This is a genomic window from Mycobacteroides chelonae CCUG 47445, from assembly GCF_001632805.1.
GTDB lineage: Bacteria > Actinomycetota > Actinomycetes > Mycobacteriales > Mycobacteriaceae > Mycobacterium > Mycobacterium chelonae.
Genome location: NZ_CP007220.1, coordinates 3,248,395 through 3,274,241, shown reverse-complemented (window position 1 = coordinate 3,274,241; position 25,847 = coordinate 3,248,395). Strand labels below are relative to the sequence as shown.

Below are 25,847 nucleotides of genomic sequence, written 5' to 3'. Positions count from 1 at the left end.
TTACCTATCGAGCGCACACTTCTGGCCATGACCCCGCTGCAGCGATACATCGCCGAAGAGATCGCCACGGACCATGTCGAGGGGCTATTGACGCGGCGAGAGGCCATCCGACGGCTGGCGCTCCTGGGTGTCGGTGCCACCGCTGCCAGCGCGCTGATCGCGGCCTGCGGTAGCGAGAACACACCGGACAACACTTCCGCCGCGACTGCGACGCCGGTCGCCACGTCGCCGCCGCCCGGTGCGGACAAGGTGGTCGCGACCGAGCCGATCACCTGGAGCGGACCCAACAGCACGCTGCAGGGGGCGTGGGCACCGGCGGCGCAGTCGCGTGGCTCGGTACTGGTGATTCACGAGAACAAGGGCCTCAACGACTGGGTTGGTTCGGTCGCGGGACGTCTTGCGGGCGTGGGCTATTCGTCCCTGGCGATCGACCTGCTGTCGGAGGAGGGCGGTACGTCGACGTTCAAAGACCCGGCCGAGGCAACGGCGGCGCTGGGCAAGGCTCCCGCGGAGCGCTTCGTCGCGGACCTGAAGTCCGGTGTGGACGAGATTCTCCGCCGGGTTCCCGACAAACCCGCCGGTGTGGTCGGATTCTGCTTCGGCGGCGGCCTGGTATGGCAGCTTCTGGCTGCGGGGGAGCCAAGATTGGCCGCGGCTGCCCCGTTCTACGGGCCGCTTCCGGACAACCCTGACTTTTCGCGGTCCAAAGCGGCGGTCCTCGCGTTTTACGGTGAACTCGACAAGCGGGTCACCTCGTCGAAGGACGAGGCGGCGGCGGCGTTACAGCGGGCAGGGCTGGTGCACGACATCGTCGTCGAGCCCGGTGCAGACCATGCCTTTTTCAACGACAGCGGTCCCCGCTACAACCCCGGTGCGGCGTCAGATGCCTGGCGGCGTCTGACCACCTGGTTCGGTCAGCACATCGGCTGATGGGCGCTTAGTCTTGCTCACTATGTGGTGTAGAGCGGTAGTGGTGGCGGTGGCATCCGGTGCGATATCGGTCGCCGCCGCCGGTTTCGCACTGGCCGACGACGGAGACGCTCCGGCACCGGCTGCGCCGGAGCCTTCCGCGTCGTCGCCTGTCGCGAACCTGCTGCCCGGAGGCGCGAAGGCTCCGGTCAGCCCATCAGTGGCTAACGATGCCTTGTCCGCCGGTCTGCCGGCTCCGGTCGCGGGCCTGGGAGCGCCGGGCGGTCCATTGTCGGCCGAAGGCCCGCTGTTATCTCCCAACGGTCCGCTGTCGGCCAACGGTCCGCTGACGGCGTCGGGCGGTCCGCTGGCGACCGATGGTCCTGTGCTGTCGCCGACCAGCCCGGTGTCACCGCTCAATGAGATTTGCGGGTCCGGAAACCTGCTGAAGTCGGTGACCGACAGATTCGCCGGAGTCATTCCAGACAGCACATTGACGTCCATGCAGAACCAGCACCCGGTCGGCACGGGCAAGTGCCCCGCGACTCCGCCCGCGGATGATCAGGCCCCGGCCGTTGATCAACCCGGGAATTAGTCGCTCGGGTATTGCCAATCAAGCTGCTTAACAATTGCCCGCACCTTCCTTGATTCGGTCTGCTCCGAAACCATCCGTACCTCCCTTGATTTTGAGTGGCGCCGGGAGCATCATCATTTCTTAATGTGAGCTGAGTCACAGCGATGGTGGAGCTAGTCAAGTAACGGGTGTCGGCAGCGCAAGGAGTTTGACGTGGTGGTGCGGGGTATCAAGGCATTCAAGAAAATCATGCAAACGACATTCGATCCGGAGCTGGTAATCCCGGAAGACATCAGAGTGACAGAACTTACCGGGGATAACAGTCTGCGACGGAAAGATCTTTGTCAGCATCCGATTCCTGCCGATTCCCTGATATGGAAGTATTGGGGGCGTCTTGACGTCATGTATTTCGGTAGTGGGGTATTGGGTCCTATTGCGGGCGCATGGCCGCAGATGGCGAGGGGTACCGCCGGTTCGGTTCTTTTCACTGGTGACAGTTCTTTCCGTGCGCGTGCCGCGATATATAAGAAACGGCGTCAGCAATCCCGTGAGTACATTTATGGATCGGTATACGACGCTCCGGAAGATGCGAAGAAATACGGGCTAAAGACCCGCAACATGCACAAGTCTGTCAAAGGCGCGCTACAGGACGGCACGTTTCATGCTTTGAATGCGGAAACATTCTATTTCGCGCATGTCACCTTCTTTTATCACCACATGCTACTGGTAATCGAGCGACTGCATTTCGGCGGGGCCATGCCGCGCGCGATAAAAGAGCAGATATTTGAGGAATCCAAGGAGTGGTACAGCATATGGGGGGTCGACGATAGTTCTCAGCCGGACACGTACGAAGATTTCGAACGGTATTTGGGAAACATCGAGCGCAACTATCTGGTGAACTCGCAGGTAACTCAGGCCATGTTGGAACAGTTCATGGAGCGCCGGATGGCGCCGCGGTGGTGGCCACCGGTCATGAAGAAATTTGTGTGGCCCTGGCTGGTGGGTCGGCGGCAAGTCGTTCTCGGTAGTTATCCGCCCCATGTGCGGGAGCTGTTCAATGTGGAGTGGACTCCCGAGGACGAGGAGATGCTGCGCCGCTTTACGGCTATGTTCCGGCGGCTCTACGCCGTTCTCGAGCGTGTCCTTCCACTGAAGTTCTTCTACTTGCCGATTGCCGTGGGAGGCTTCGAGCGGGAAGGGATCGATCCACGCAACATCACCCTGGAGTCTGCGCGGCAAGCACTCCGGGAGAATCGCGCCCGCCGCGCTGTGCCGGAAAATGCACCAGCAGATGAGGCGAATGGGATGGTGGCCTCCAGCTGAAGCCCGGCCGCTCAGCTAATCTTCGAGGGTGGGGCCAAAAGGGTGGACATCGCTGAGCGCAATCGTCGCCGTCCTCGTGCTCGGGCTGTCGTTTCTGTTCGGTCAGGCCTACTGGAGTACGCGCGTGATTATGGGAAATCCCGAACCCGCGCATGATCTGCCCGCCTACGCCGAACTTCTGGTGCCGGTGCATGCCGAACGTGCGGGTCAGCTGCCTCGTCCCGAGAATGCTGCCAAGTGGAGCGTGGACGGTATCAAGCTGCCCGAAGGGCATCTGATCATCAGTCCGGCGGGCCGTTCGCTGGCGTGGGTGAGCAATGCTGCGGTGGTTGACATCCAATCGCTCTGGTTGCGGTTGGCGGGCCGTTTCGATCGAACGGGGCTGTGGCCCTTGGCATCCCGTGGGCTGAGTGGGGATTTGCGTCGGCCATGGTCGGATGCCGAAGACCTTCGGCACCTTGTCGAGCCCGCCGATGTTGACGCCGTCGACGCGAAATCTTTTCTTGTGAAGGAGGTTTCGTCTGCCAATGCTGCGGCTGTCGACGTACCGGTTATGCCCATCACGCTCGAGCAGCGCACTCAGCCGCCCCAGCGTGCACTCCCGTTGACCGCAGATCACCTGGAGCAGGGCTCGCTGCTGATTCTGGTGCCGACGGCACGTCCGGCCGACGCGCTCAATGCGTTGGGATGGACACACGGCGTGAACTACGACCTCTCCGAGGTGGCGCTGGCGGCGGTTCTTCGGTCCTGGGAAGACCGGTTCGGCGCGGTGCTCACGAGCGTGGACTTCGACGCCATCGATGTAGAAGTGACCCGACCGCCGGGCGCCGATATCTCGGTACCGGTCGGCTACGAGCACTACGGGTTCTGTCCCGACAACATCGATCAGGGCGCGGGCACCTTGAGCGCCTATGCCCGCCAGATCAGTGGTGCACGAACCTGGAAGTTTTGGTGGGACTAGCGCACTGGCCGAACTAGTCTGAATCGGATCTTCGGCCGGGGTAGACGGGAGGCGCGCATGCGTTACGGGGGCGTTGTCATGGTGGGTGGCGCGTTATCGGCCGTCGTGTGTCTTGCCGGCTGTTCGTCGGGCGGAGGCCTGCGGCATGACTCGCCGGTGAACACTCCGGTGCCGAGCACGGCACGTAGTGGCCAGGCGGCCGGTCCACGTGTTGTTGTCGACGGTGTCGTGAGATCGGTTGAGAATCGGGTCGAATGCGTTACCGCGGCCGATATGACCTTCGTGAACGTCGGTAGCGAGAGTGATGCGATTGCCGCCACGCTGGCAGCGGGCGATAACCCAACGCTGAAGAGTTTGACCCTGGGAATCATCGATGGCCACCCGGTGATGTACAACTCGGGACATGGTGCGACCGAGCCGACGGTGACCAAGTCCGGGCAGTCCTACAAGATTTCCGGCACCGCCACGGCCGGTTTGAGCACACCCGCGACCTTCGAACTTGAGTTCACCTGCCCGGCCAGGAGATAACAGAATCATGGTGAGTCTGTAACGCACCGCACGAATCGCCCCGCCACCGTTGCCGAGGAAATACCCTTAGTGCCATGACTACAAGTGTCGGGCAGGACCTCGTCAAGCACCTCTGGAAGACAGCGGTGGTATCAGGAGTTTTGGCGGTAATCGTTGGCGCCGTGGTGCTGATATGGCCTCAGATCACCGTGCTGGTCGCCGCATACGCTTTTGGCGCATACCTATTGATATCCGGTATTGCTCAGGTCGTTTTCGCCTTCACGCTGCCGGTGTCGTCGGCCGGGATGAGGGTTCTGTTGTTCCTGACCGGCGTGATCTCGTTCGTCCTCGGTGTGTTGTGCTTCAAGGACGAGCTCAATTCGATTCTGCTGCTGGCCATCTGGATTGGTGTCGGCTGGATCGCCCAGGGCATTGCGGGCACCATCACGGCCGTCGGTGACAAGGAACTTCCCGGGCGGGGCTGGCAGATCTTCAGCGGAATCGTCTCGACAATCGCGGGCATCGTGCTCATCGTCTACCCGATCAGCTCGATCTTGACCCTGACGCTGGTCGTCGGTATCTGGCTCATCGTGATCGGCGTGCTGCAAATCGGTAGCGGTATCGGCATTCGCTCGGCCACTAAATCGTCCGCATGACGGGAGCTGTCTGCCCCGGCTCGTTCGATCCAGTGACCCTCGGGCATCTGGATGTTTTCGAACGGGCCGCGGCGCAGTTCGACGAGGTCATCGTCGCGGTGTTGATCAACCCCAATAAAGCGGGCATGTTCACCATCGACGAGCGCATCGAGATGATCCGCGAGGCCACCACCGATCTGCCCAATCTGCGCGTCGAATCGGGGCAGGGTCTGCTGGTGGACTTCGTGAGAGCGCGGGGTCTGGGTGCGATCGTCAAGGGGTTACGTACCGGTACCGACTTCGAATACGAACTTCAGATGGCTCAGATGAACAAACACATCGCCGGTGTGGACACCTTCTTCGTCGCTACCGCCCCGGCGTATTCGTTCGTGTCGTCCTCGCTTGCCAAGGAGGTGGCGACGTACGGGGGAGATGTCTCGGCGTTGCTGCCTCCTTCTGTTCATCAACGACTTCTCGGGAAACTGCGTGGCCAGGCACAATAGAAAACAGGCCGCGCAGAAATAGCCGACACACCGGTCAGCTAGCACGGTCACAGCAGTCACACCAGGCACACTGGTAACAGTGGAAACTCGCGTGAAGGGTGTAGCCGTGTACCGAGTATTTGAAGCGCTCGACGAGCTGGGCGCCATTGTTGAAGAAGCGCGCGGCGTTCCGATGACCGCCGGATGCGTCGTGCCCCGCGGCGATGTCCTGGAGCTGATCGACGACATCAAGGACGCCATTCCCGGCGAGCTCGATGATGCCCAGGATGTTCTGGATGCCCGCGATTCGTTGCTGCGGGAGGCCAAGGAGCATCACGAGACGGTGATCGGCCAGTCGAACGCGGATGCTGAGCAGACACTCAGCCATGCGCGCAACGAGGCCGACCGGCTACTGGCCGACGCCAAGTCGCAGGCCGATCGCATGGTTGCCGAGGCGCGTAACCACGCTGAGCAGACCGTCGGTGAGGCGCGTGACGAAGCGGCCCGCACGCTGGCCAACGCCAAGCGTGAGCAGGAGAGCACCGTTGCCCGGGCCAAGGCGGAGGCAGATCGCCTGGTCGATTCGGGTAACGCGTCCTATGACAAGGCCGTGCAGGAAGGCATCAAGGAGCAGCAGCGCCTCGTGGCCCAGACGGAAGTTGTGCAGGCGGCCAACGCCGAGTCCACCCGACTGATCGATGCGGCCCACGCCGAAGCCGACCGACTGCGTGGCGAATGCGACATCTACGTGGACAACAAGCTGGCCGAGTTCGAGGACTACCTCAACGGCACGCTGCGCTCGGTGGGCCGTGGCCGTCACCAGCTGCGCACCGGCGCTGGTACCCACGACTACGTGCAGCGTTAAGATTGGGTCCATGCCGGGACCTTTCGTTCTTGATGTCCTGGCCCTCGGGCTCGGGCGGCGTCCTGGGTCGATGCAGGAGATCGAGCGCACCATCGCCAGCCCGGTGCGCATCGGCAACGACCTGATCGCGATCCCCGAGGGCGCGGACGTGGATATGGATCTACGTGTCGAAGCGGTTTCGGAGGGCGTTCTCGTCACCGGAACCATCGCCGGAGACCTCGCGGGGGAATGCTCACGCTGCCTGGAGCCGATCACGGGCCATGCGGATGCCTACCTCACCGAGCTCTTCGCGTACCCGGATAGCGAGACCGAGGCGACCACCGAGGAAGACGAGATACACCGGGTTATCGACGGCCTCGTCGACCTTGAACAGACCATCGTCGATGCCATCGTGCCCGACCTGGAACTGGCGCCGCTGTGCCGGCCCGATTGCCCGGGCCTCTGCCCCGACTGCGGCATCGTGATGGCGACCGCCGAAGCCGGTCACCATCACGACAAGATCGATCCGCGTTGGGCCAAACTCGCCAATTTCGGTGACGACCAGTGAGCCCTGCCCCAGAGAATCGGTACGAGGATCTGCGCGCGGCGATTGGGGTAAGGGTCGGTGACGATCTCCTGACGCTGGCGCTCACACACCGCAGCTATGCGTACGAGAACGGTGGCCTGCCCACGAACGAGCGGCTGGAGTTTCTCGGGGATGCCGTGCTTGGCCTGACGATCACCGAGACGCTGTATCACAGTCATCCCGACCGCTCGGAGGGCGATTTGGCGAAATTGCGAGCCAGCATCGTCAATACCCAGGCCCTCGCCGGAGTGGCACGCGGCCTGACCGGCGACGGTTTGGGCGCGCACCTGTTTCTCGGCAAGGGCGAGGAGAACACCGGCGGCCGCAACAAGTCGAGCATTCTTGCCGACGGCATGGAGTCGATCCTGGGTGCGGTCTATGTGGAGCATGGGCTCGAGGTCGCGCGCGCAGTCGTGCTGCGATTGTTCGGCCAGCTCCTGGAGACCGCGCCCAAGCTCGGTGCCGGTCTGGACTGGAAGACCAGCCTGCAGGAACTGACCGCGGAAAAGGGTTGGGGTGCACCGTCGTATGCGGTTACCTCGACCGGACCCGATCATGACAAGGAATTCACCGCCACCGTGATGGTCAACGACGCCGCGCACGGCGTGGGCGTCGGCCGGTCCAAGAAGGAAGCCGAACAGCGGGCGGCCTCGGAGGCCTGGAACGGCATCAACGGGTCAAGTGCCTGAGCTTCCCGAGGTGGAGGTGGTCCGCCGTGGGCTGCACCATCACCTCGTCGGAAAGACCATCGCATCCGCGTCTGTGCACCATGACCGGGCCGTGCGCAGGCAGCCCGGCGGCGCCGTCGAGCTGGCGGGACTGCTTGCCGGACAACAGATCAGCGGTACCGGTCGCCGGGGCAAGTATCTGTGGTTGACGCTGGGCGAGGGACAGGCGCTGGTGGTCCATCTCGGGATGAGCGGCCAGATGCTCATCGGACCCATTTCCCGGCCGCAGCATTTGCGTATTGCCGCGATACTCGATGACGGATCGGTGTTGAGCTTCGTCGATCAGCGCACCTTTGGCGGTTGGATGGTGACCGATGTCGTCACCGTCGATGGAAGCGAGCTCCCGGAGCCGGTCGCCCATATCGCGCGGGATCCGCTCGATGAACGATTCGACGTGTCGGCTGTGGTTACCCGGCTGCGCGGTAAGCACACCGAAATCAAACGGGCGCTGCTCGATCAGACCGTGGTGTCCGGCGTCGGCAACATCTATGCCGACGAGGCCCTCTGGCAGGCGCGCGTGCACGGCCGGCGCCTCACCGATGGCATGACGCGCGCCAAGCTCACCGAGGTGCTCGACAGTGCCGCCGGCGTCATGCGTCTGGCACTCGCACAGGGCGGTACCTCGTTCGACGATCTGTATGTGAACGTGAACGGCGAATCCGGCTACTTCGAACGCTCTTTGGAGGCGTACGGACGCGAGGGTGAGCCATGCCGCCGCTGCGGGCGCGCCATGCGCCGGGAGGCTTTCATGAACCGGTCGTCGTACTTCTGCCCGGGCTGTCAACGGCTGGTTGAACCCCGTTAATAGCGCGTCAAGAGGCCCGATGCGCCCGTCAGGGACGCGTAAAGAACGCAGGTAGTGCCCTTAACCGGGATCATGATTCCTGCGTGGTTGATTTCTGGTACCTGGTCCTGATCGTCGCGGGCTTCGCCTTGTGCGTCGCCGTCGTACGCGGATTGCAGGCGCGATGACCATCGACGTCATCACCAACATTGTGCTGATTATCGTGTCGGCCGCGCTCGTCGTGTATCTGGTGGTCGCACTGCTCGACCCGGAAAGGTTCTAACGGTGAATTCCGCTCTGGCGGCCGGTCTTCAGATCGGCTTCGTCATTCTGGTGCTCGCTATCGCGTACGTCCCCTTGGGGGACTACATGGCGCGCGTTTTCACGGGCCCGCATTCTCTGCGCGCGAGCGGCCCATCAACCGTCAAGCATTCGCTTGTCGAGCGCGTGATCTACCGCGTGGGCCGGGTGGATCCGGAGACCGAGCAGACATGGGTGGGATACACCCTGTCGCTGCTGGGATTTTCGTTCGCGAGTGTGCTCTTCCTCTATCTGCTGCAACGTATCCAGGGTGTGTTACCGCTTTCTGGCGACCTGGGCGCGGTGAGCCCTGCGGTGGCCTTCAACACCGCGGTCTCCTTCGTGACGAACACCAACTGGCAGTCGTACACACCCGAGACCACCATGACCAACCTGACCCAGATGGTTGGACTGGCCGTGCAGAACTTTGTCTCCGCGGCTGTCGGGCTGGCAGTCGCGGTGGCACTGATTCGCGGCATCGTGCGAACCACGGCCGGGGGAGAACTCGGCAATTTCTGGGTTGACCTGGTGCGGGGAAGCCTGCGGATCCTGCTGCCAATCTCATTTGTGGTCGCACTGATCTTGTTGTCCCAGGGCACCATTCAGTCGCTATACACGCATTTCGAGGCGACAGCGCTCGACGGCACAGCGCAACACATCGCGCTTGCCCCGGTCGCCTCGCAGGAGGCCATCAAGGAAGTCGGAACCAACGGCGGCGGCATTCTGGCCGCGAACTCGGCGCACCCCTTCGAGAACCCGACGCCGCTGACCAACATCGTCGAGATCCTCGCCATCCTCATCGTCCCGGTGTGCCTGACCCGCACCTACTCGACGATGGTGGGCGACAAGCGCCAGGGCCTGACCGTCCTGTCCGTAATGGCCACCCTTTTCGGCGGCATGCTGGCATTTGTCACCTGGGCGGAGTCGACTCCGCGCGGCATCGCCGCGCAGGCGGCCGGTGCCATGATGGAAGGCAAGGAGGTCAGGTTCGGCATTCCCGCGACCAGCTTGTTCGCGGTGGCGACTACCGGAACCTCCACGGGCGCCGTAGATGCCGCCCATGACAGCTTCACCGCCGCCGGCGGGGGAGCACTGATCTTGAACATGCTGTTCGGCGAGATCGCGCCGGGCGGTGTCGGCACCGGCCTCTACGGGATTCTGGTGCTGGCCATCATCGCGGTGTTCGTCGGTGGGCTGCTGGTGGGCCGCACACCGAAATTCCTGGGCAAGAAGATCGGACGACGCGAGATCACCATGGCGGCGCTGTCCGTGCTGGTCATGCCGGCCCTCGTACTTATCGGCACAGGCATCTCGGTGGCTCTGTCCACGACTCCCGGATATCAAGGCAACAGCGGAGATCCGGGCAGCGCGCAGTCCATCCACGGGTTCTCTGAGGTGTTGTACGCCTACGCCTCGGCCGCCAACAACAACGGCAGCGCCTTTGGTGGTCTCACGGTGACCAGCCACTGGTTCCAGGCATCCCTTGGCGTGGCGATGTTGTTGGGCCGCTTCCTGCCCATCATCTTCACGCTGGCGCTGGCCGGATCGCTTGCCACTCAGCAGAAGACACCGGTGTCAGCCGGAACTCTGCACACCCACGGCCCCATGTTCGCCGGATTGCATACCGGCACCGTTCTTTTGGTGGCCGCACTCACCTTCTTCCCGGCCCTGGCGCTGGGACCGATCGCCGAGGCTGTCCTATAGTGTCCAAGACCAGTAAGAGCACAGTCGGTACCGGAGTCTTCGACCCCACCCAGTTGGTCAAGGCGCTTCCGCTTGCGGTGCGCAAGCTGGATCCGCGGCATATGGCCCGCAACCCGGTGATGTTCGTGGTGACCGTCGGATCGGTGGCCACCACCGTGCTCGCCGCGCTGCATCCGTCGATCTTCGCGTGGGCCATCACCGCCTGGTTATGGTTCACCGTGGTGTTCGCTAACCTCGCCGAGGCTGTCGCCGAGGGACGCGGAAAGGCGCAGGCGGCGAGCCTGCGAGAGGTCAAGCGTGACACCGTGGCCCGCAAGTTGGTGCGTGCCGACGATAGCGTTGACGGCACGGAGACCGAGGAAGAGGTAGCCGGCAGTTCGCTGCGTCCGGGCGACCGTGTGGTCGTCGAAGCCGGACAGGTGATTCCGGGCGACGGTGACGTAGTGGAGGGCATCGCAACGGTAGACGAGTCGGCCATCACCGGTGAATCAGCGCCTGTGGTCCGCGAATCCGGCGGTGACCGGTGCGCCGTCACCGGAGGTACCACCGTGCTGTCGGACCGGATCGTCGTACAGATCACGGCGGCACCCGGCGAGTCCTTCGTCGATCGGATGATCGCCCTCGTAGAGGGCGCCGCGCGTCAGAAGACACCTAACGAGATCGCGCTCAACATCCTGTTGGCCTCGCTCACCATCATCTTCCTGCTGGCGGTCGTCGCGCTTGGTCCGATGGGCAATTACGGCGGAGAGCAACAGGATCCGATCAAGCTCATCGCATTGCTCGTCTGTTTGATCCCTACCACCATCGGCGCCCTGATGTCGGCGATCGGTATCGCGGGCATGGATCGGCTGGTGCAGCACAACGTGCTGGCCAAGTCGGGGCGCGCGGTCGAGGCGGCCGGTGATATCGACGTCCTGCTGATGGACAAGACCGGCACTATCACCTTCGGTAACCGGCAAGCCACCGAATTCATTGTGGCGCAAGGCATCACGCACGAAGCCCTCGCCCAGGCCGCGCGGGCCTCGAGCCTTGCCGACGAGACCCCCGAGGGTCGCAGCATTGTGGAACTGGCCGCCGGTGGGAGCGAACCCACGGGGAAAGTAAGCGATGAGGGCTCGCAAGAGGGCGAGTTTGTGGCCTTCACCGCGGCCACCCGGATGAGCGGTTTGGATACCACCGACGGCAAGCAGATCCGCAAGGGCGCCGCCGATGCGGTGTTCACCTGGGTGGCAAGCCTATCCGGTGTTCAGGAGGATGACCCTGCGGTGGTCGCGGTCCGCAAGGTCGCAGATCAGGTGGCCAGCGAGGGCGGCACCCCGTTGGTGGTGGCCGATTATGACGGCACCGAGACTCGGCTGCTGGGCGTGATTCGGCTCTCCGACGTCGTCAAACCCGGCATGGCCGAACGCTTCGCCCAGATGCGAGCCATGGGAATACGCACCGTCATGGTGACCGGTGATAACCCGTTGACCGCCAAGCAGATCGCCGCCGAGGCCGGTGTGGACGACTACGTCGCGGAGGCCACCCCGGAGGACAAGCTGGAGCTGCTGCGCCGGGAGCAGAAGGCCGGGCGGCTCGTCGCGATGACCGGTGACGGCACCAACGACGCCCCGGCGCTGGCGCAGGCGGACGTGGGTGTGGCCATGAACACCGGGACTTCGGCCGCCAAGGAAGCCGGGAACATGGTGGACCTGGACTCCGATCCCACCAAGCTCATCGACGTGGTGGCCATCGGCAAGCAGTTGCTGATCACCCGGGGCGCGCTGACCACTTTCTCGCTGGCCAATGACCTCGCGAAGTACTTCGCGATCCTGCCCGCGTTGTTCAGCGGCATCTACCCGCAGCTGGGTGAGCTCAACATCATGCGACTGGCCACTCCGCAGTCGGCGATCCTCTCTGCCGTCATCTTCAACGCCCTGGTGATCATCGCGCTGGTGCCGTTGGCGCTCAAGGGTGTTCGTTACCGGCCGGTGGGCGCGGGGGAGTTGTTGCGGCGAAATCTGTTGATCTACGGGCTTGGCGGCGTGATCGTTCCGTTCGTGGGGATCTGGCTGATCGATCTGGTTGTGCGTTTCATACCGGGAATTGGGTGAGTTGGTAATGACGAAGATCTCCATCGCGTGGCTGCGGCAGTGTGTGGCAGGCCTGGTCGTGCTGCTGTCGCTCACCGTGGTACTCGGTGTCGCGTACCCGGCCGCAGTGTGGCTATTCGGTCGCATCGATTCCAGATCCGCGGAGGGCTCACCCCTTACGGACCGTAACGGCTGTGTCGTCGGATCCGCACTCATCGGGGTAGACCCACAAGCCTCCGGCCCGGACCCCTACTTCCACACTCGGGCCAGTGGCGATCCCGCCGCCGGAGTGCCTTCCAACCAGGGACCGAACAGTGAGAAGCTGAAGACGGATATCGATACTCGCCGAGCCGCCATCGCCCGGCGCGAGAGCGTTGATCCCGCACGGATTCCCGCCGACGCAGTGACCGGTTCCGGTTCGAGTCTGGACCCCGATATCAGCCCGGAGTATGCGGCGCTGCAGATACCGCGGGTGGCTGCAGCCACCGGCGTGGGCGCGGCGCGGCTCGCGGAGTTGGTACAAGCACACACGTCTTCCCGGCAATGGGGCATTCTGGGAGAGCCGCGCGTCAACGTCCCCACACTGAACGTGGCACTGGGCCTGACCGGCCCACCCTGCCGATGAAGGAGAGACGGTGCCTGACGGTCTTCGCGCACGCGGGACTTTGCGGATCTACCTGGGGGCCGCACCCGGTGTAGGAAAGACCTACGCCATGCTCAACGAGGCACACCGCCGGGCCGGACGTGGCACCGATGTGGTCGCGGCAACGGTAGAAACGCATGGTCGCTCCAAGACCGCGGAGATGCTCGACGGCTTAGAGCTCATTCCGCCCAAGGAGACGACCTACCGCGGCACGCTCATGCACGAGCTGGATGTCGATGCGGTGCTGGCCCGCAAGCCGGCGCTGGTACTCATCGACGAGATGGCGCACACCAATGCGCCGGGTAGCCGGAATCCGAAGCGCTGGCAGGATATCGACGAGATCCTGGACGCCGGGATCGATGTGCTGACCACCATCAACGTGCAGCACCTGGAAAGCCTGAACGACGTTGTCGAACAGATCACCGGAATCGTGCAGCGCGAGACCGTCCCCGATGCTGTGGTGCGACGTGCCGAGCAGGTTGAGCTCGTGGACATCACGCCGGAGGCATTGCGGCGCAGGATGGTTCACGGCAATGTTTATGCGCCGGAAAAGGTGGGATCGGCGCTGAGTAACTACTTCCGGACAGGCAATCTGACGGCGCTGCGTGAGCTGGCGCTGCTGTGGCTCGCCGATCAGGTGGACGCCGCGCTTGCCAAATACCGTTCGGATAACAGGATCACCAAGACCTGGGAGGCACGTGAGCGCGTAGTCGTCGCGGTCACGGGCGGTCCTGAATCGGAGACCCTGGTGCGGCGGGCAAGCCGTATCGCCGCCAAGTCGAGCGCCGAACTCCTGGTAGTCCACGTGGTGCGGGGCGACGGACTGGTCGGGGCATCGACGGCGGTCATGGCGCGGGTACGCCGACTGGCCAACGATATTGGGGCCTCGGTGCAGACCGTCACCGGAGACGATGTACCGCAAACGCTGCTCGACTTCGCCCGCGGTGTCAACGCCACCCAGTTGGTGTTGGGTACCTCACGGCGTTCGCGATGGGCCAGGATCTTCGACGAAGGGGTGGCCGCGGCGGTCATCCGAGACTCGGGTGCCATCGACGTGCACATGGTGACGCATGGGCACGCCGGGCCGGTGAGGCTGCGCAGTGGGTCCATGCCGCAGGAGGGACGCAAGCGCCTGATCATCAACTGGCTGGCGGCGATCCTGGTGCCGCCGGCCACCGCGTTGTTCATTCATTTCTTCGACTCCGCGCTCGGGGTCGGCAGCAAAAGCGCGTTGTTTCTCATTGCCGTGCTGGCCGTTTCATTGCTCGGCGGTGTGTCGACCGCGCTGGTGTCGGCCGTCATCTCCGGGCTGCTACTCAACTATCTGTTCGTTTCTCCGCGCTACAGCTTCACCATCGGCGAGACCGACAACGCACTGACCATCCTGATGATCATGGTGACCGCCGTCGCGGTCGCGGCGCTCGTCGACGCGGCCGCCACGCGCGCTCGGCAGGCTCGGCGGGCCGCGCGTGAAGCCGAGCTGCTGGCGCTCTTCGCCGGTGGCGTCCTGGTGAATTCGGATCTCTCGGCCCTTCTAGAGCGGGTACGCACCACCTACAACCAGACCGCGGTGAGTCTGCTGTGCGCGGAGGGACCGGCCGTGGCGAGTGTCGGGGAGCACCCGCCCACACGGGAGTCCGAAGCCGACTCGGTGTTCCGGGTCGACGATGGCGCGTACGCATTGGCGCTCAATGGGCCGCCGGTGCCCTCCGCCGACGCGCGGGTGCTGCAGGTGGTCGCCGGAACGGCGGTCGGTTTGGTTCGTTCGGCGCGGCTGGCCGAAGAAGCGTCGCAGGCCTCTGCCCTTGCCGAGGCCGACCGGTTGCGGCGGGCACTGTTGTCTGCGGTGAGCCATGACTTGCGTACGCCGCTCGCCGCGGTCAAGGCCGCCGTGTCGAGCCTGCGCAGTCCGGACATCGAGTTCTCGCCGGAGGACACCGCCGAACTACTTGCCACCGTGGAGGAGTCGACCGATCAACTGACGGCGCTGGTGGGCAATCTGCTGGACTCGTCGCGGCTGGCGGCGGGGGTCGTCAAACCCCGTGCGGTGCCGGTGTACGTCGAGGAAATCGCCCATCGAGCCCTTCTGGGTGCCACCGAGAACGATCGCAAACGGGTACATCTGGACCTGAACGGTGCGGTGGTTCGGGCAGACCCGGGCCTGCTGGAACGTGTATTGGCCAACCTTGTCGACAATGCGCTGCGATACTCACAGGCAGAGGTGCTGGTCAGCTACGAGGAGGTAGAGGACCGCACGCTGGTGATCGTCGCCGACCACGGGAAAGGGCTGGAGGCGTCCAAACGCGGTGCCGCCTTCGATGCGTTCCAGCGGCTCGGCGATCGTGACAACACAGTGGGTGTGGGGCTGGGACTTTCGGTGGTGAGGGGTTTCGTGGAAGCGATGGAGGGCACGGTGAACGCGACCGATACGGCAGGCGGCGGTCTGACCATGATCGTTGACCTACCGAGTGTCGGAGTGCTGCGATGACACGGGTGCTGGTGGTTGACGACGAACCGCAGATCCTGCGCGCCTTGCGGATCAATCTGTCGGCGCGTGGCTATGAGGTGGTGACGGCCTCCTCGGGGGCGGGTGCTCTGCGCGCGGCCGCCGAGACCCAGCCCGAGGTGGTCATTCTGGATCTCGGGTTGCCGGATATGGATGGCACCGAGGTGCTCGCCGGGCTGCGCGGCTGGACCGAGGTTCCGGTGATCGTGCTTTCGGCACGTACCGACTCGGCAGACAAGGTGGAGGCACTCGATGCGGGTGCCGACGACTATGTGACCAAACCTTTTGGCATGGACGAATTCCTGGCCCGTCTGCGGGCGGCGGTGCGCCGCGGCACACCGGACAGTGCCGAGCCGGTGGTCCGCACCGAAACATTCGACGTGGATCTTTCGTCGCACAAGGTGATTCGCGATGGCAGGGAAGTGCATCTGACGCCTACCGAATGGTCGATGCTGGCGGTGCTGGTGCGTAACCGCGGAAAACTTGTCGGGCAAAAGGAGCTGCTCCACGAGGTCTGGGGCCCGGCGTACAGCTCCGAAACTCATTATCTACGTGTGTATCTGGCGCAGCTACGACGCAAACTGGAGATCGATCCGGCGCATCCGAAACACCTGCTCACCGAGGCGGGGATGGGGTACCGCTTCCAGGAGTGACAGGTCAGAAGGGTGGGCGGCCCAGATCGATCTGTTGAACGTCGGGATCGCAACCCGGACGGTACTTGGGCACCAACTGACCGTAGGTGGCCCGGAAATTGTCGGCACCGACCTTCTCAACGGTTTCCGGTGAGGCCAGCAGAAGATAGATACCCATCGGAGTGATCCGTTTGGTGAAGCAGGTATCGACCACCGTGAAGGTCTGCCGCATGGCGGACGTCGGCACGATCTTGGGATCGCCGGGCGGGATGTACACCAGCTCCTCGATGCGAGGCGCCCACGAACCAGACAACAACTGCGCCCGTACCTCGCTGTACGGACGCAGCAAGAGTGACTCTAGCGCGACTATGGGTTCCGCCGCGGCAGTTGGCGCCGAGAAAAATGAGGCGCAGAAAGCCATCGCGGCCGTGATGGCGGCGATTACATAGCATTGCGGGCGTGACGTCATTATGGGTAGAGCGTACGGGCAATCGGCGCTACACGGGACATAGCTCCCGGGGTGCCGAAGTGCTGATCGGATCAGAGACTGTCGACGGGGTGTTCACCCCCGGTGAGCTGCTCAAGATCGCGCTTGCGGCCTGTAGCGGGATGTCCAGCGACCAGCCCCTGGCCCGCCGCCTGGGCGAGGACTACCAGGTGCGCATCGACGTCAGCGGCCCGGCCGATCGGGAGCAGGAGCGCTACCCGGTGCTCGACGAGAAGATGGTCATCGATCTCAGCGCGCTCACACCCGAGGAACGCGCGCGGGTACTGACCGTCGTGGAACGTGCCGTCGACCAGGTCTGCACGGTGGGGCGCACCTTGAAAGCCGGAGCCGAGGTGAACTTCAGTATTGAGTCCTGAGGTCCGCCTTGACGCCTGGGTGCACGGACATGTCCAGGGAGTCGGGTTCCGCTGGTGGGTGCGATCCCGCGCCCTTGAACTCGGCCTGACCGGATATGCCGCGAACGCACGCGACGGCCGGGTACACGTCGTCGCGCAAGGGGACAAGGCCGAGTGTGAACAGCTGCTTGCCAAGTTGAACAGCGGTGAAACGCCAGGTCGCGTAGATCTTGTGGTGGATAGCTGGCAGCAGCCCGGCGAGCCTGTTTCCGGGTTTAGCGAGCGTTAGCGCCAAGACCGGTATTCTGGCCCGCTGTGCACCTCAAGAGTCTGACGCTGAAGGGCTTCAAGTCCTTTGCTTCGCCGACGACTCTGCGTCTGGAGCCGGGTATCACCTGCGTCGTCGGCCCTAATGGTTCGGGTAAGTCCAATGTTGTGGATGCCCTGTCCTGGGTGATGGGCGAACAGGGCGCCAAGGCCCTGCGCGGCGGCAAGATGGAAGACGTCATTTTCGCGGGGACGTCGACCCGCGCACCGTTGGGCCGTGCCGAAGTGACCCTGACGATCGACAACTCTGACCATGCGCTGCCGATCGAATACTCCGAGGTGTCGATCACCCGTCGGATGTTCCGGGACGGCGCCGGTGAGTACGAGATCAACGGCCAGAGCTGCCGGCTGATGGACGTCCAGGAGCTGCTGTCCGACTCGGGCATCGGCCGGGAAATGCACGTCATCGTTGGGCAGGGGCGCCTGTCGCAGATCCTGGAATCGCGACCGGAGGATCGTCGCGCCTTCATCGAGGAAGCGGCCGGTGTGCTCAAGCACCGTAAGCGCAAGGAAAAGGCGGTTCGGAAGCTTGAGTCGATGGCCGCCAACTTGGCCCGGCTCACCGACCTCACCACCGAGTTACGTCGTCAACTCAAACCCCTTGGCCGCCAAGCGGAAGTCGCGCGCCGCGCCGCCACAGTGCAGGCCGATCTGCGCGATGCACGTCTGCGTCTGGCCGCCGATGACCTGGTGACTCGCCGGGCGGACTTCGACGGAACCAACGATGCCGAGACGGCGCTGCGCAAGCAACACGCGGAGATCAGCGAGAAGCTCGACGTGGCCACCGCCCTGCTGACCGAGCACGAGACGGCGTTGAGCGAACTCATGCCGCAGGCCGAGCTGGCGCAACAGACCTGGTTCCGGCTCTCGGCGCTCGCCGAACGGGTCAGCGCCACGGTCCGGATCGCGGGCGAGCGGGCCAGCCACCTCGATGAAGTCGTCACTGCGCCGACCGGCCCGGATCCTGAAGAGCTGGAGGCCCAGGCGGAGCGCGTGGCCGAGCAGGAACGACTGCTGATCGCGCAGCTGGAAACGGTCACCGAGCAGCTGACCACCGCGAAGGCCGAGTTGTCGGCCAAGGAGGCTGCCGTCGCGCAGGCGCAGCGCCAACACCTGGCCGCTGTCGCTGCCGAGGCGGACCGCCGTGAGGGCCTGGCCCGGCTTACCGGTCAGGTCGACACGATGCGTACGCGACTGGAATCGATTGACGGTCAGGCGCAGCGACTCACCGATGCGATCGGGGAGGCGACGGTGCGCGGCGAGGTCGCACAGACCGAGTTCGACACGGTCAAGGCGCGGGTGGCCGAGCTGGACCAGGGCGAGGTCGGACTGGACGAGCACCACGAGCGCTCGGTCTCGGCGTTGTCGATCGCCAATGAACGCGTGGCAGAGCTGCAGTCGGCCGAACGGCAGGCCGAACGGCAGATCGCCTCGCTCAAGGCGCGTATCGACGCGCTGGCCATTGGCCTGGAACGCAAGGACGGCTCGGCCTGGCTCGCCGAGAATTGCAGTGGTGCAGGAATTTTCGGATCTATCGCGCAGCTGGTCAAGGTGCGACCCGGTTATCAGGGTGCCATCGCGACCGCGATGGGCCCGGCCGCGGACGCGGTGGCCGCCGAGAATCCCGCTGCGGCGCAGGCGGCGGTGGCCGCACTGAAGGCCTCCGACGGCGGACGAGCAGCGATTGTGTTCGGCGACTGGCCCGCACACACGCACACACGTCCGGCGATCGCTCTGCCGTCCGGGGCACACTGGGCGGCCGATCTGGTGGAGGCGCCCGAGCGGCTGGCCACGGCGGTGTCGGCAATGCTGGCCTCGGTGGTGGTCGTCGATGAGCTGGGCGCCGCCATCGAAGTGGTGCTGGCCAACCCATTGCTGCGGGCTGTGACCATCGACGGCGACCGGGTGGGCGCCGGATGGGTTGCCGGCGGCTCCGACAAGAAGCAGAGCACGCTGGAGGTCCAGGCCGCCATCGAGGCTGCGGGGGAAGAGCTGCGGTCCACCGAGACTCAGGTGGGCGAGATTTCCGCCGCGTTGGCCGGCGCGCTGGCGGAGCAGACCGCCCGTCAGGACACTGCCGAGCAGGCCCTGGCCGCTCTCAATGAATCCGATGCGGCCATCTCCGCGGTGTATGAGCAGCTGGGCCGGGTCGGTCAAGACGTGCGTGTTGCCTCCGATGAGGTGAAAAAGCTCACCCTGCAACGTGATCAGCTCGAACTGGGCCGCGCCAAGACGATGGAGGAGCTGGCCGAGGTCGAGTCGCGGTTGCGCAATGCCGAAGAGGCGCCCAACCTGTTCGATGACGAGCCGATTGACCGCGACGACATGGCCATCGAACTGGAAGAGGCGCGTTCGGTTGAGATCGAGGCGCGCCTGGCGGTACGTACCTCCGAGGAGCGGGTGAATTCCGTTCGCGGTAAATCTGATTCGTTGCGCCGTGCCGCGACGGCCGAGCGTGAGGCGCGTGTGCGGGCCGAGCGGGCGGCGGCCAGCCGGATGCGGGCGGCCGCGGTCGCGGCCGCGGTGGCCGAGTCGGGACGGTTGGTTGCGGCTCGCCTCGAACACGTGGTCGCCGCGGCGTCCGCGCGTCGGGACTTGCTCGGCGCGACCCGCGCGCAGCACACCGCCGCGATGGGTGCGGTGCGCGACGAGGTCCGCGAACATACGCAAGGCCTGGCGCGTCTGACCGATGCGCTGCATCGCGATGAAGTTGCCAAGGCCCAAGCGGCCCTGCGTATCGAGCAGCTCTCTGAGCAGGTTCTCGAACAGTTCGGTATGGCCGCCGACGACCTCATCGCTGAGTACGGTCCGCATGTCGAGTTGCCGCCCTCGCAGCAGGAACTAGACGAATACGAGCAGGCCCGCGAGCGCGGTGAGCAGGTGAACGCGCCGCAGCCCATGCCGTTCGATCGGGACACTCAGGAGCGCCGCGCCAAGCGTGCGGAGAAGGATCTACGCGAGCTTGGCAAGGTGAATCCTCTTGCTCTGGAAGAGTTCGCGGCCCTGGAGGAGCGTTACAACTTCCTGTCCACACAGCTCGAGGATGTCAAGGCGGCCCGCAAGGATCTACTCGACGTCGTCGCCGACGTCGACGCGCGCATTCTGCAGGTCTTCACCGAGGCGTACGCCGATGTGGAGCACGAGTTCAAGGGCGTGTTCTCGTCGTTGTTCCCCGGCGGTGAAGGCCGGTTGGTGCTCACCGACCCCAATGACATGCTCACCACCGGTATCGAAGTGGAGGCGCGCCCCCCGGGTAAGAAGGTCAAGCGCCTGTCACTGCTCTCCGGTGGTGAGAAGTCGCTGACCGCGGTCGCCATGCTGGTGGCGATCTTCCGCGCGCGGCCCTCGCCCTTCTATGTGATGGACGAGGTCGAAGCCGCGCTCGACGACGTCAACCTGCAGCGCCTGATCGGCCTGTTCGAGCAGCTGCGTGAGAAGTCGCAGCTCATCGTGATCACTCACCAGAAGCCGACGATGGAGGTCGCGGACGCGCTCTACGGCGTCAGCATGCGTGATGACGGCATCACGCAGGTGGTCTCGCAGCGCATGCGCGGCCTAGAGACCCAGCTCGCGAGCCAAAACACCTAGCGTCTCAGCACGTTTGGCGGGGTCGCCCAGTACCTGGATGGCCACCTGGGTGGCGCCGGCGTCCCGATGTTCCTGGAGCCGGGCCGCGATCTGTTCGGGGGTGCCGTAAGCGATGAGGGCATCCACCAGCTTGTCGCTCCCGGGTTTGACCAGGTCTTCCTTGCTGCCCGCGAAACGCTCCAGCATGGTCAGATAGTTGGTCAGGCCGAGGTACATGTCCAGGGCCTGGCGGCCGAGGGCGCGGGCCTCATCGGCATCGGTGGTCAGTACCACCTTCTGTTCCGGCACGATGATCGCGCCGGGCCCCAGAAGCTCACGCGCCCAACGGGTATGCGATGGCGTTGTGAGATATGGGTGAGCCAGCGCGGAGCGGTCCGCGGCGAGTTTGAGCGACTTCTCGGCCAGCGCGGCGAGCGCCCGGCCTTCCTTGGGAACACCGACTTCGTCGAGAACATTGAGGTAGTCGACGAGACCGGTGTACGGCTTGTAGGCAACGCCGCTATCAATTTCCGGGTGGCCAGCGCCAATGCCCAGAATGAACCGCCCGGGATGAGCGGCCTGGATGCGCTGCCACGATTGGCCGGTTTCCCGGGCGGGCGCCGACCAGATGTTCACGATCGCGGTCACGATCCGGATCCGCTCGGTGGCGGAGAGCAGTGGATCTACCCACGGTAAATCGGCGGGAGGCGAGCCGCCCAGCCACGCGGTATCAAAGCCAAGATTCTCGACCGCCCGCAGCAGGTCGGCATCGACCGTCGCGTAGTGAGTGAAGAATCCGTACGGGGCGAACTCCGGTGTGGTCACCTCACGGCGAACGCACGCGTGCGCCTTGAGTATTCCCTGCGGCTACTTATCGGAGCCGCAGGAGCAGTTGGCCCCACACTGACAGTTGGTGCAGGTGCAGTTCGGGTTGTCGCAGCTCGAAGAGGTCTCGGGCGCGACGGTCTCATTGCTAGTCATGCATATGATGCTACGCCCGGTGAGCTATTCCTTCGCAGTATTACGCCACCAAATGGCCGCGCCGACCGCCACCAGCCCGAGGATGAACAACCACGGCCAGGCACCGTGCAGATACACCCAGCCTGAGATTGTGCGCTGAATCTTCCCGGCCGCGTTGATGATCGGGTCGTCGGGGTTGCCGTTGGCGTGGAACAGCCTGACCTCGTAGCTGCCGTAATAGCCCACGTAGGCGCCGACCACCAGAAGGATGGCGCCGCTGATCCGATTCAGATAGGGCAATGCGCGCCGCATGGCGTTCAGCAGCACCGTGCTTGCCAACGCGGTGGACACCGCCAGCGTGCCCACCACGAGGGTGATACCGGAGGCGTATGCCAGATAGACCATGACACCGTCGAACAGGGAGCCGCTTTCAAAGGTGGTACTGGTGACTGCCAGGAAGGGGCCGATGGTGCAGGACAACGAGGCCACCGCGTATCCCACGCCGTAGCCGAACATGGAGCCCAGCCGGGTGGTGGGGGCGTTCGCATCCAGCACCTTGGGCATAAGCGCGATGATGTCGCGGCCGGACAACAGCCACAGGCCGAGGATCACCAGGCCGATTCCGAAGACCACCGTCACAAACGGCAGATATCGCTGCACCACGGACGCCACCGACACCGTCAACAACCCGAAAACGGTGAAGACCGCGACGAACCCGGCCGCCATCACCACGGTGGCGATGACCGCGCGAGCCAACGCGCGCGACTTCCCGATGTCGGCACCGGGTCCGCGTACCACGAGGGCGAGATAGACCGGCAGTAACGCGAATCCGCACGGGTTGAGCGCGGCGATCAGCCCGGCTGTGAAGGCGAGTGAGGTCAGGTCAGTGCCTTCACCCGGTCGCTGAGCTCCTGTTCGGACATCGACGATGTCGGGTTGTTCACAAAGTCCGAGGTCCCGTTGGAGTTGATGAACAGGTAGGCCGGCTGCCAGGGCACACCGAACTGCCGCCACAACGAACCGTCGGCGTCGTTGAGGTTGGTGAAGTGAAGGTTGTAGCGGGAAATGAATCCCTCCATTTCTCCCACCGAACCGCGGCCGGAGATGCCGACGAAGGTGACGCGGGGATTAGCCGCCGATACCGCGCTCACATGCGGTCCCTCGCCGTTGCAGAATGGGCAATAGGCGGCCCAGAACCACAGCACGACCGGCTTGCCCTTGAGGCTGGCACCGTTGAAGGGCGCGCCCGAGACGGTGGTGCCGGTGAAATCGAGCAGGGAGTCGGCTCGCGCCACGGGCGCCCGCACGATGCCGGCCGATATCAACAACACTGCGACGGCGACCGCCAGGGTCCGCGCCACGGCCCGAAACTTATTACGTCCCCCGAATTGGATATTCATGCCAAGAACCTCCTGGGACCCAAAACACAGCCAACACGGTGTGACTCCCGCAGTGTATGACGGGTCTGGCCTGTTTAGCGGGGGCTTGAGCGGGGACGCAGTGAAACTCGCCGCAGCTGGGCGATCGTGTTGACATCGGCGCAGTGCATGGCGATGCGCAGCTCGTCGAGGAATTGTTCGAGCCAGGCGATCACTGCCTGCGGCGATTGCACCGCCGGTGCCAAGAGAGGGAGCGCGACAGACACGACGCTCGCGCCCAGCGCGATCGCCTTGGCAGCGTCCATCCCGGTGCGTATGCCGCCCGAGCCGACGAGAGGCAGGTGCGGCAGCTCGGCATGCACCTCGACGAGCGCATCGGCTGTCGGGATACCCCATTCGGCGAGCTCGGGGGAGGTGATGGCGCCGAACCTGACGAACTGTTCCACCCGGGCCCAGGACGTGCCGCCCGCGCCGGCGACATCAATGGCCGCAAGACGGCATCCGCTGAGGCGGCGTGCTGCGGCGCCACTGATGCCATGGCCGACCTCCTTGAGGAGCACCGGAAACTCGACCGCGTGAGTCAGCTCGGCGAGCCGATACACCTGGCCGGTGAAATCGGTGTCGCCGTCGGGCTGCACGGCCTCCTGCAGCGGATTGGTGTGCACCGCCAGCGCGTCCGCCCCCACCCGCTGTACCAGGTCGTTGAGCTGCGCGGCGGCCGCGGTGTTGCCGAGCTGTGCCAGCCCGATGTTGCCGATCAGGAGGATGTCGGGTGCTACCTCGCGCACCGCGAACGTCGCGGCGCTGTCAGGGTCGACCAGCATCACCCGTTGCGAACCCAGCATCATGCCGATGCCCAGCTCTTGGGCGGCAGCCGCGAGGTTGCGATTGATGGTGGCCGAAAGTTTCGCGCCGCCGGTCATCGCTCCGATGAGGACGGGAGCGGCCAATCGCTTGCCCAGAAACTCGGTGGACAGGTCAACCCCGGCGAGGCTGGAATTGGGCAACGCCATATACGGCAGGTCGAGTCGTTCCAGTCCCGTGGTTCGGGTGACGTACTGCACTGGATCGCTCAGGCAGGCGTCAATGTGGCGCTTCTTGCGTTCCTGTAACAATGCCCTGGTGCCTTTTGAAGTGTGGATCGCCATTGCGATCGTCGCCGTCGTGGTTTTTGCCGCATTGGTTTTCGGACTGGTGCGTTACCGCTCCCGTCGTATCAGCCTGACACGTTCCGACACAAACGCGGGGATCACCGAGGGTGCCACACCGGCCGACCGTTCCGGCGGATACAGCGCCGGGTCCACCATCACCTTCAGTGAGGGCGGAGCGCAGACAACTCCCGTGCCCAGTGTGGGTGATGACGCCGAAGTTCCGCGGGACGCGCCGCGGCGCACCATCTCCAATGTCCAGCTGCCTGAACCCGCAGCTGAACCGGAACCGCTGCCCGAGCCGGTCACGGAGCCGGAACCGGAACCTACTCCCGAACCCGAGCCCGCAGCTGAGGCCGAACCGGAACCAGAGCCCGACCCCGCGCCAGTGCTCGATGAGATCGCGCCGGTGGCAGGACGCCTCGATCGATTGCGGGGACGGCTGGCCAGTTCGCAGAATGCTGTGGGCCGGGGCCTGCTGGGCCTGCTGGGGGCGGGTGACCTCGACGAGGAATCGTGGGAGGAGGTCGAGGACACCCTGCTGATCGCCGACTTGGGCACCGCGGTTACCACGTCGATCGTGGACAGACTGCGCAGCGAGATGGCCGCGCGCAGCGTACGCACCGAGGCACAGGCGCGGACTCTGCTGCGCGAGGTGCTCATCGATGAGTTGCAGCCCGACCTCGACCGGTCGATCAAGGCGCTGCCGCACAACGACAAACCCTCGGTGCTGCTCATCGTCGGGGTGAACGGCACGGGCAAGACCACCACCGTCGGCAAGCTGGCCCGGGTGCTGGTCGCCGACGGACGCCGGGTGGTGCTCGGGGCCGCGGATACCTTCCGTGCCGCAGCGGCCGACCAGTTGCAGGCCTGGGGGCAGCGGGTGGGTGCTCAGGTGGTGCGGGGTGCCGAGGGGGCCGATCCCGCCTCGGTCGCCTTCGACGCCGTCGACGCCGGGATCCGCGAAGGTGCCGATGTGGTGGTGATCGATACCGCCGGACGACTGCACACAAAGACCGGACTCATGGATGAGCTGGGCAAGATCAAACGCGTCGTGGAACGGCGTGCCGAGGTCGATGAGGTGCTGCTGGTTCTCGACTCCACGATTGGGCAGAACGGCTTAGCGCAGGCCCGGGTGTTCGCTGACGTGGTAGACATCACCGGGGTGGCGCTCACCAAACTCGACGGAACGGCCAAGGGCGGCATTGTTTTTCACGTGCAGCGTGAACTTGGCGTGCCGGTGAAGCTGGTTGGCCTGGGGGAGGGCCCCGACGATCTGGCCCCATTCGAGCCCCCGGCCTTCGTCGACGCGCTGTTGGGGTAGTACCGGGGTTTGGCCGCTGAGCGCGAGTCTCACGCGGTTTCCGGGCCCGATTTTCGCGTCACACTCGCACTCGGCGTGAGTGTCGGGAACCGGTAACAGACGCGAAACA

At 64.6% G+C, this 25,847-nt stretch carries 26 protein-coding genes; 21 read left to right on the top strand and 5 right to left on the bottom strand.

The window, feature by feature from the left end; translation table 11 throughout:
- The first annotated feature begins 27 nt into the window (after positions 1 to 27).
- The 17 genes from BB28_RS16135 to BB28_RS16055 all read left to right on the top strand — a co-directional run bounded on the left by BB28_RS16135 (position 28) and on the right by BB28_RS16055 (position 16,211).
- The gene (locus BB28_RS16135) at positions 28 to 930 is read left to right on the top strand and encodes a dienelactone hydrolase family protein (protein WP_046254225.1); all 903 of its coding nucleotides are present in this window, start codon (positions 28 to 30) and stop codon (positions 928 to 930) included.
- A 40-nt stretch (positions 931 to 970) separates the two neighbouring features.
- Positions 971 to 1,504 carry a hypothetical protein gene (locus BB28_RS16130; RefSeq protein WP_046254224.1) on the top strand — a complete coding sequence of 178 codons (534 nt, stop codon included), beginning with the start codon at positions 971 to 973 and terminating at the stop codon, positions 1,502 to 1,504.
- Between the two features lie 228 nt (positions 1,505 to 1,732).
- The gene (locus BB28_RS16125; protein WP_081252399.1) at positions 1,733 to 2,806 is read left to right on the top strand and encodes an oxygenase MpaB family protein; all 1,074 of its coding nucleotides are present in this window, start codon (positions 1,733 to 1,735) and stop codon (positions 2,804 to 2,806) included.
- 61 nt (positions 2,807 to 2,867) lie between these two features.
- Entirely contained in the window at positions 2,868 to 3,767 is a 900-nt protein-coding gene (locus tag BB28_RS16120) for a DUF4253 domain-containing protein (RefSeq protein ID WP_046255902.1), read from the top strand.
- 57 nt (positions 3,768 to 3,824) lie between these two features.
- Positions 3,825 to 4,295 (top strand): lipoprotein LpqH, encoded by a 471-nt coding sequence (locus tag BB28_RS16115; RefSeq protein WP_046254222.1) that lies wholly within the window; start codon positions 3,825 to 3,827, stop codon positions 4,293 to 4,295.
- Between the two features lie 74 nt (positions 4,296 to 4,369).
- Positions 4,370 to 4,930, top strand: a complete 561-nt coding sequence (locus BB28_RS16110; RefSeq protein WP_046254221.1) for an HdeD family acid-resistance protein — start codon at positions 4,370 to 4,372, stop codon at positions 4,928 to 4,930.
- Complete coding sequence (coaD, locus tag BB28_RS16105) at positions 4,927 to 5,412, top strand: pantetheine-phosphate adenylyltransferase (RefSeq protein ID WP_046254220.1); 486 nt, start codon at positions 4,927 to 4,929, stop codon at positions 5,410 to 5,412. Before BB28_RS16110 ends, coaD begins: the two co-directional genes overlap by 4 nt.
- Positions 5,413 to 5,518: 106 nt before the next feature.
- Positions 5,519 to 6,256, top strand: coding sequence for a cell division protein SepIVA (gene sepIVA, locus BB28_RS16100; RefSeq protein ID WP_046255901.1), 738 nt, complete (start codon positions 5,519 to 5,521; stop codon positions 6,254 to 6,256).
- Positions 6,257 to 6,266: 10 nt separating this feature from the next.
- Positions 6,267 to 6,803, top strand: a complete 537-nt coding sequence (locus BB28_RS16095) for a YceD family protein (RefSeq protein ID WP_109550710.1) — start codon at positions 6,267 to 6,269, stop codon at positions 6,801 to 6,803.
- Complete coding sequence (rnc, locus tag BB28_RS16090) at positions 6,800 to 7,510, top strand: ribonuclease III (protein ID WP_046254218.1); 711 nt, start codon at positions 6,800 to 6,802, stop codon at positions 7,508 to 7,510. The genes BB28_RS16095 and rnc overlap by 4 nt, the downstream gene beginning before the upstream one ends.
- Positions 7,503 to 8,354 carry a bifunctional DNA-formamidopyrimidine glycosylase/DNA-(apurinic or apyrimidinic site) lyase gene (gene mutM / locus BB28_RS16085; RefSeq protein ID WP_046254217.1) on the top strand — a complete coding sequence of 284 codons (852 nt, stop codon included), beginning with the start codon at positions 7,503 to 7,505 and terminating at the stop codon, positions 8,352 to 8,354. The genes rnc and mutM overlap by 8 nt, the downstream gene beginning before the upstream one ends.
- A gap of 163 nt (positions 8,355 to 8,517) precedes the next feature.
- Positions 8,518 to 8,616, top strand: a complete 99-nt coding sequence (gene kdpF / locus BB28_RS16080) for a K(+)-transporting ATPase subunit F (protein WP_064393519.1) — start codon at positions 8,518 to 8,520, stop codon at positions 8,614 to 8,616.
- Positions 8,617 to 8,618: 2 nt separating this feature from the next.
- Entirely contained in the window at positions 8,619 to 10,337 is a 1,719-nt protein-coding gene (kdpA, locus tag BB28_RS16075; protein ID WP_046254216.1) for a potassium-transporting ATPase subunit KdpA, read from the top strand.
- Positions 10,337 to 12,430 carry a potassium-transporting ATPase subunit KdpB gene (kdpB, locus tag BB28_RS16070; protein WP_081252280.1) on the top strand — a complete coding sequence of 698 codons (2,094 nt, stop codon included), beginning with the start codon at positions 10,337 to 10,339 and terminating at the stop codon, positions 12,428 to 12,430. Before kdpA ends, kdpB begins: the two co-directional genes overlap by 1 nt.
- A gap of 7 nt (positions 12,431 to 12,437) precedes the next feature.
- A complete protein-coding gene (locus BB28_RS16065) occupies positions 12,438 to 13,034 on the top strand; it encodes a potassium-transporting ATPase subunit C (protein ID WP_046254214.1) in 597 nt (198 codons plus the stop codon).
- A 10-nt stretch (positions 13,035 to 13,044) separates the two neighbouring features.
- On the top strand, positions 13,045 to 15,540 hold the full coding sequence (locus tag BB28_RS16060; protein ID WP_046254213.1) for a sensor histidine kinase: 2,496 nt from the start codon (positions 13,045 to 13,047) through the stop codon (positions 15,538 to 15,540).
- Positions 15,537 to 16,211 carry a response regulator gene (locus BB28_RS16055; RefSeq protein WP_030094058.1) on the top strand — a complete coding sequence of 225 codons (675 nt, stop codon included), beginning with the start codon at positions 15,537 to 15,539 and terminating at the stop codon, positions 16,209 to 16,211. The genes BB28_RS16060 and BB28_RS16055 overlap by 4 nt, the downstream gene beginning before the upstream one ends.
- A 4-nt stretch (positions 16,212 to 16,215) precedes the next feature.
- On the opposite strand, the gene BB28_RS16050 is transcribed toward BB28_RS16055, so the two are convergent.
- Complete coding sequence (locus BB28_RS16050) at positions 16,216 to 16,659, bottom strand: hypothetical protein (RefSeq protein ID WP_030094057.1); 444 nt, start codon at positions 16,657 to 16,659, stop codon at positions 16,216 to 16,218.
- Between BB28_RS16050 and BB28_RS16045 the strand changes: the two genes are divergently transcribed.
- From BB28_RS16045 to smc, 3 genes are read left to right on the top strand one after another with little or no spacing between them, the layout of a single operon-like run.
- Positions 16,650 to 17,054, top strand: a complete 405-nt coding sequence (locus BB28_RS16045) for an OsmC family protein (protein WP_044103998.1) — start codon at positions 16,650 to 16,652, stop codon at positions 17,052 to 17,054. The genes BB28_RS16050 and BB28_RS16045 overlap by 10 nt on opposite strands.
- Entirely contained in the window at positions 17,044 to 17,322 is a 279-nt protein-coding gene (locus BB28_RS24660; protein WP_044103997.1) for an acylphosphatase, read from the top strand. Before BB28_RS16045 ends, BB28_RS24660 begins: the two co-directional genes overlap by 11 nt.
- A 26-nt stretch (positions 17,323 to 17,348) precedes the next feature.
- Positions 17,349 to 20,948: a chromosome segregation protein SMC gene (gene smc / locus BB28_RS16035; protein WP_046254212.1), complete on the top strand. Its 3,600-nt coding sequence runs from the start codon at positions 17,349 to 17,351 to the stop codon at positions 20,946 to 20,948.
- On the opposite strand, the gene BB28_RS16030 is transcribed toward smc, so the two are convergent.
- The 4 genes from BB28_RS16030 to fni form a co-directional block, all read right to left on the bottom strand.
- Positions 20,916 to 21,752, bottom strand: a complete 837-nt coding sequence (locus BB28_RS16030) for a TIGR03620 family F420-dependent LLM class oxidoreductase (protein ID WP_046254211.1) — start codon at positions 21,750 to 21,752, stop codon at positions 20,916 to 20,918. The two genes, smc and BB28_RS16030, sit on opposite strands and share 33 nt — an antisense overlap.
- 180 nt (positions 21,753 to 21,932) lie before the next feature.
- Positions 21,933 to 22,817, bottom strand: a complete 885-nt coding sequence (locus BB28_RS16025) for a cytochrome c biogenesis CcdA family protein (protein WP_191985274.1) — start codon at positions 22,815 to 22,817, stop codon at positions 21,933 to 21,935.
- Entirely contained in the window at positions 22,766 to 23,287 is a 522-nt protein-coding gene (locus BB28_RS16020) for a protein disulfide oxidoreductase (protein WP_046254210.1), read from the bottom strand. The genes BB28_RS16025 and BB28_RS16020 overlap by 52 nt, the downstream gene beginning before the upstream one ends.
- 74 nt (positions 23,288 to 23,361) lie before the next feature.
- Positions 23,362 to 24,330 carry a type 2 isopentenyl-diphosphate Delta-isomerase gene (fni, locus tag BB28_RS16015; protein ID WP_046254209.1) on the bottom strand — a complete coding sequence of 323 codons (969 nt, stop codon included), beginning with the start codon at positions 24,328 to 24,330 and terminating at the stop codon, positions 23,362 to 23,364.
- Between the two features lie 22 nt (positions 24,331 to 24,352).
- On the opposite strand from fni, the gene ftsY reads away from it, so the two are divergent.
- Positions 24,353 to 25,738 carry a signal recognition particle-docking protein FtsY gene (gene ftsY / locus BB28_RS16010; protein ID WP_075874270.1) on the top strand — a complete coding sequence of 462 codons (1,386 nt, stop codon included), beginning with the start codon at positions 24,353 to 24,355 and terminating at the stop codon, positions 25,736 to 25,738.
- The last annotated feature ends 109 nt before the right edge of the window (positions 25,739 to 25,847 follow it).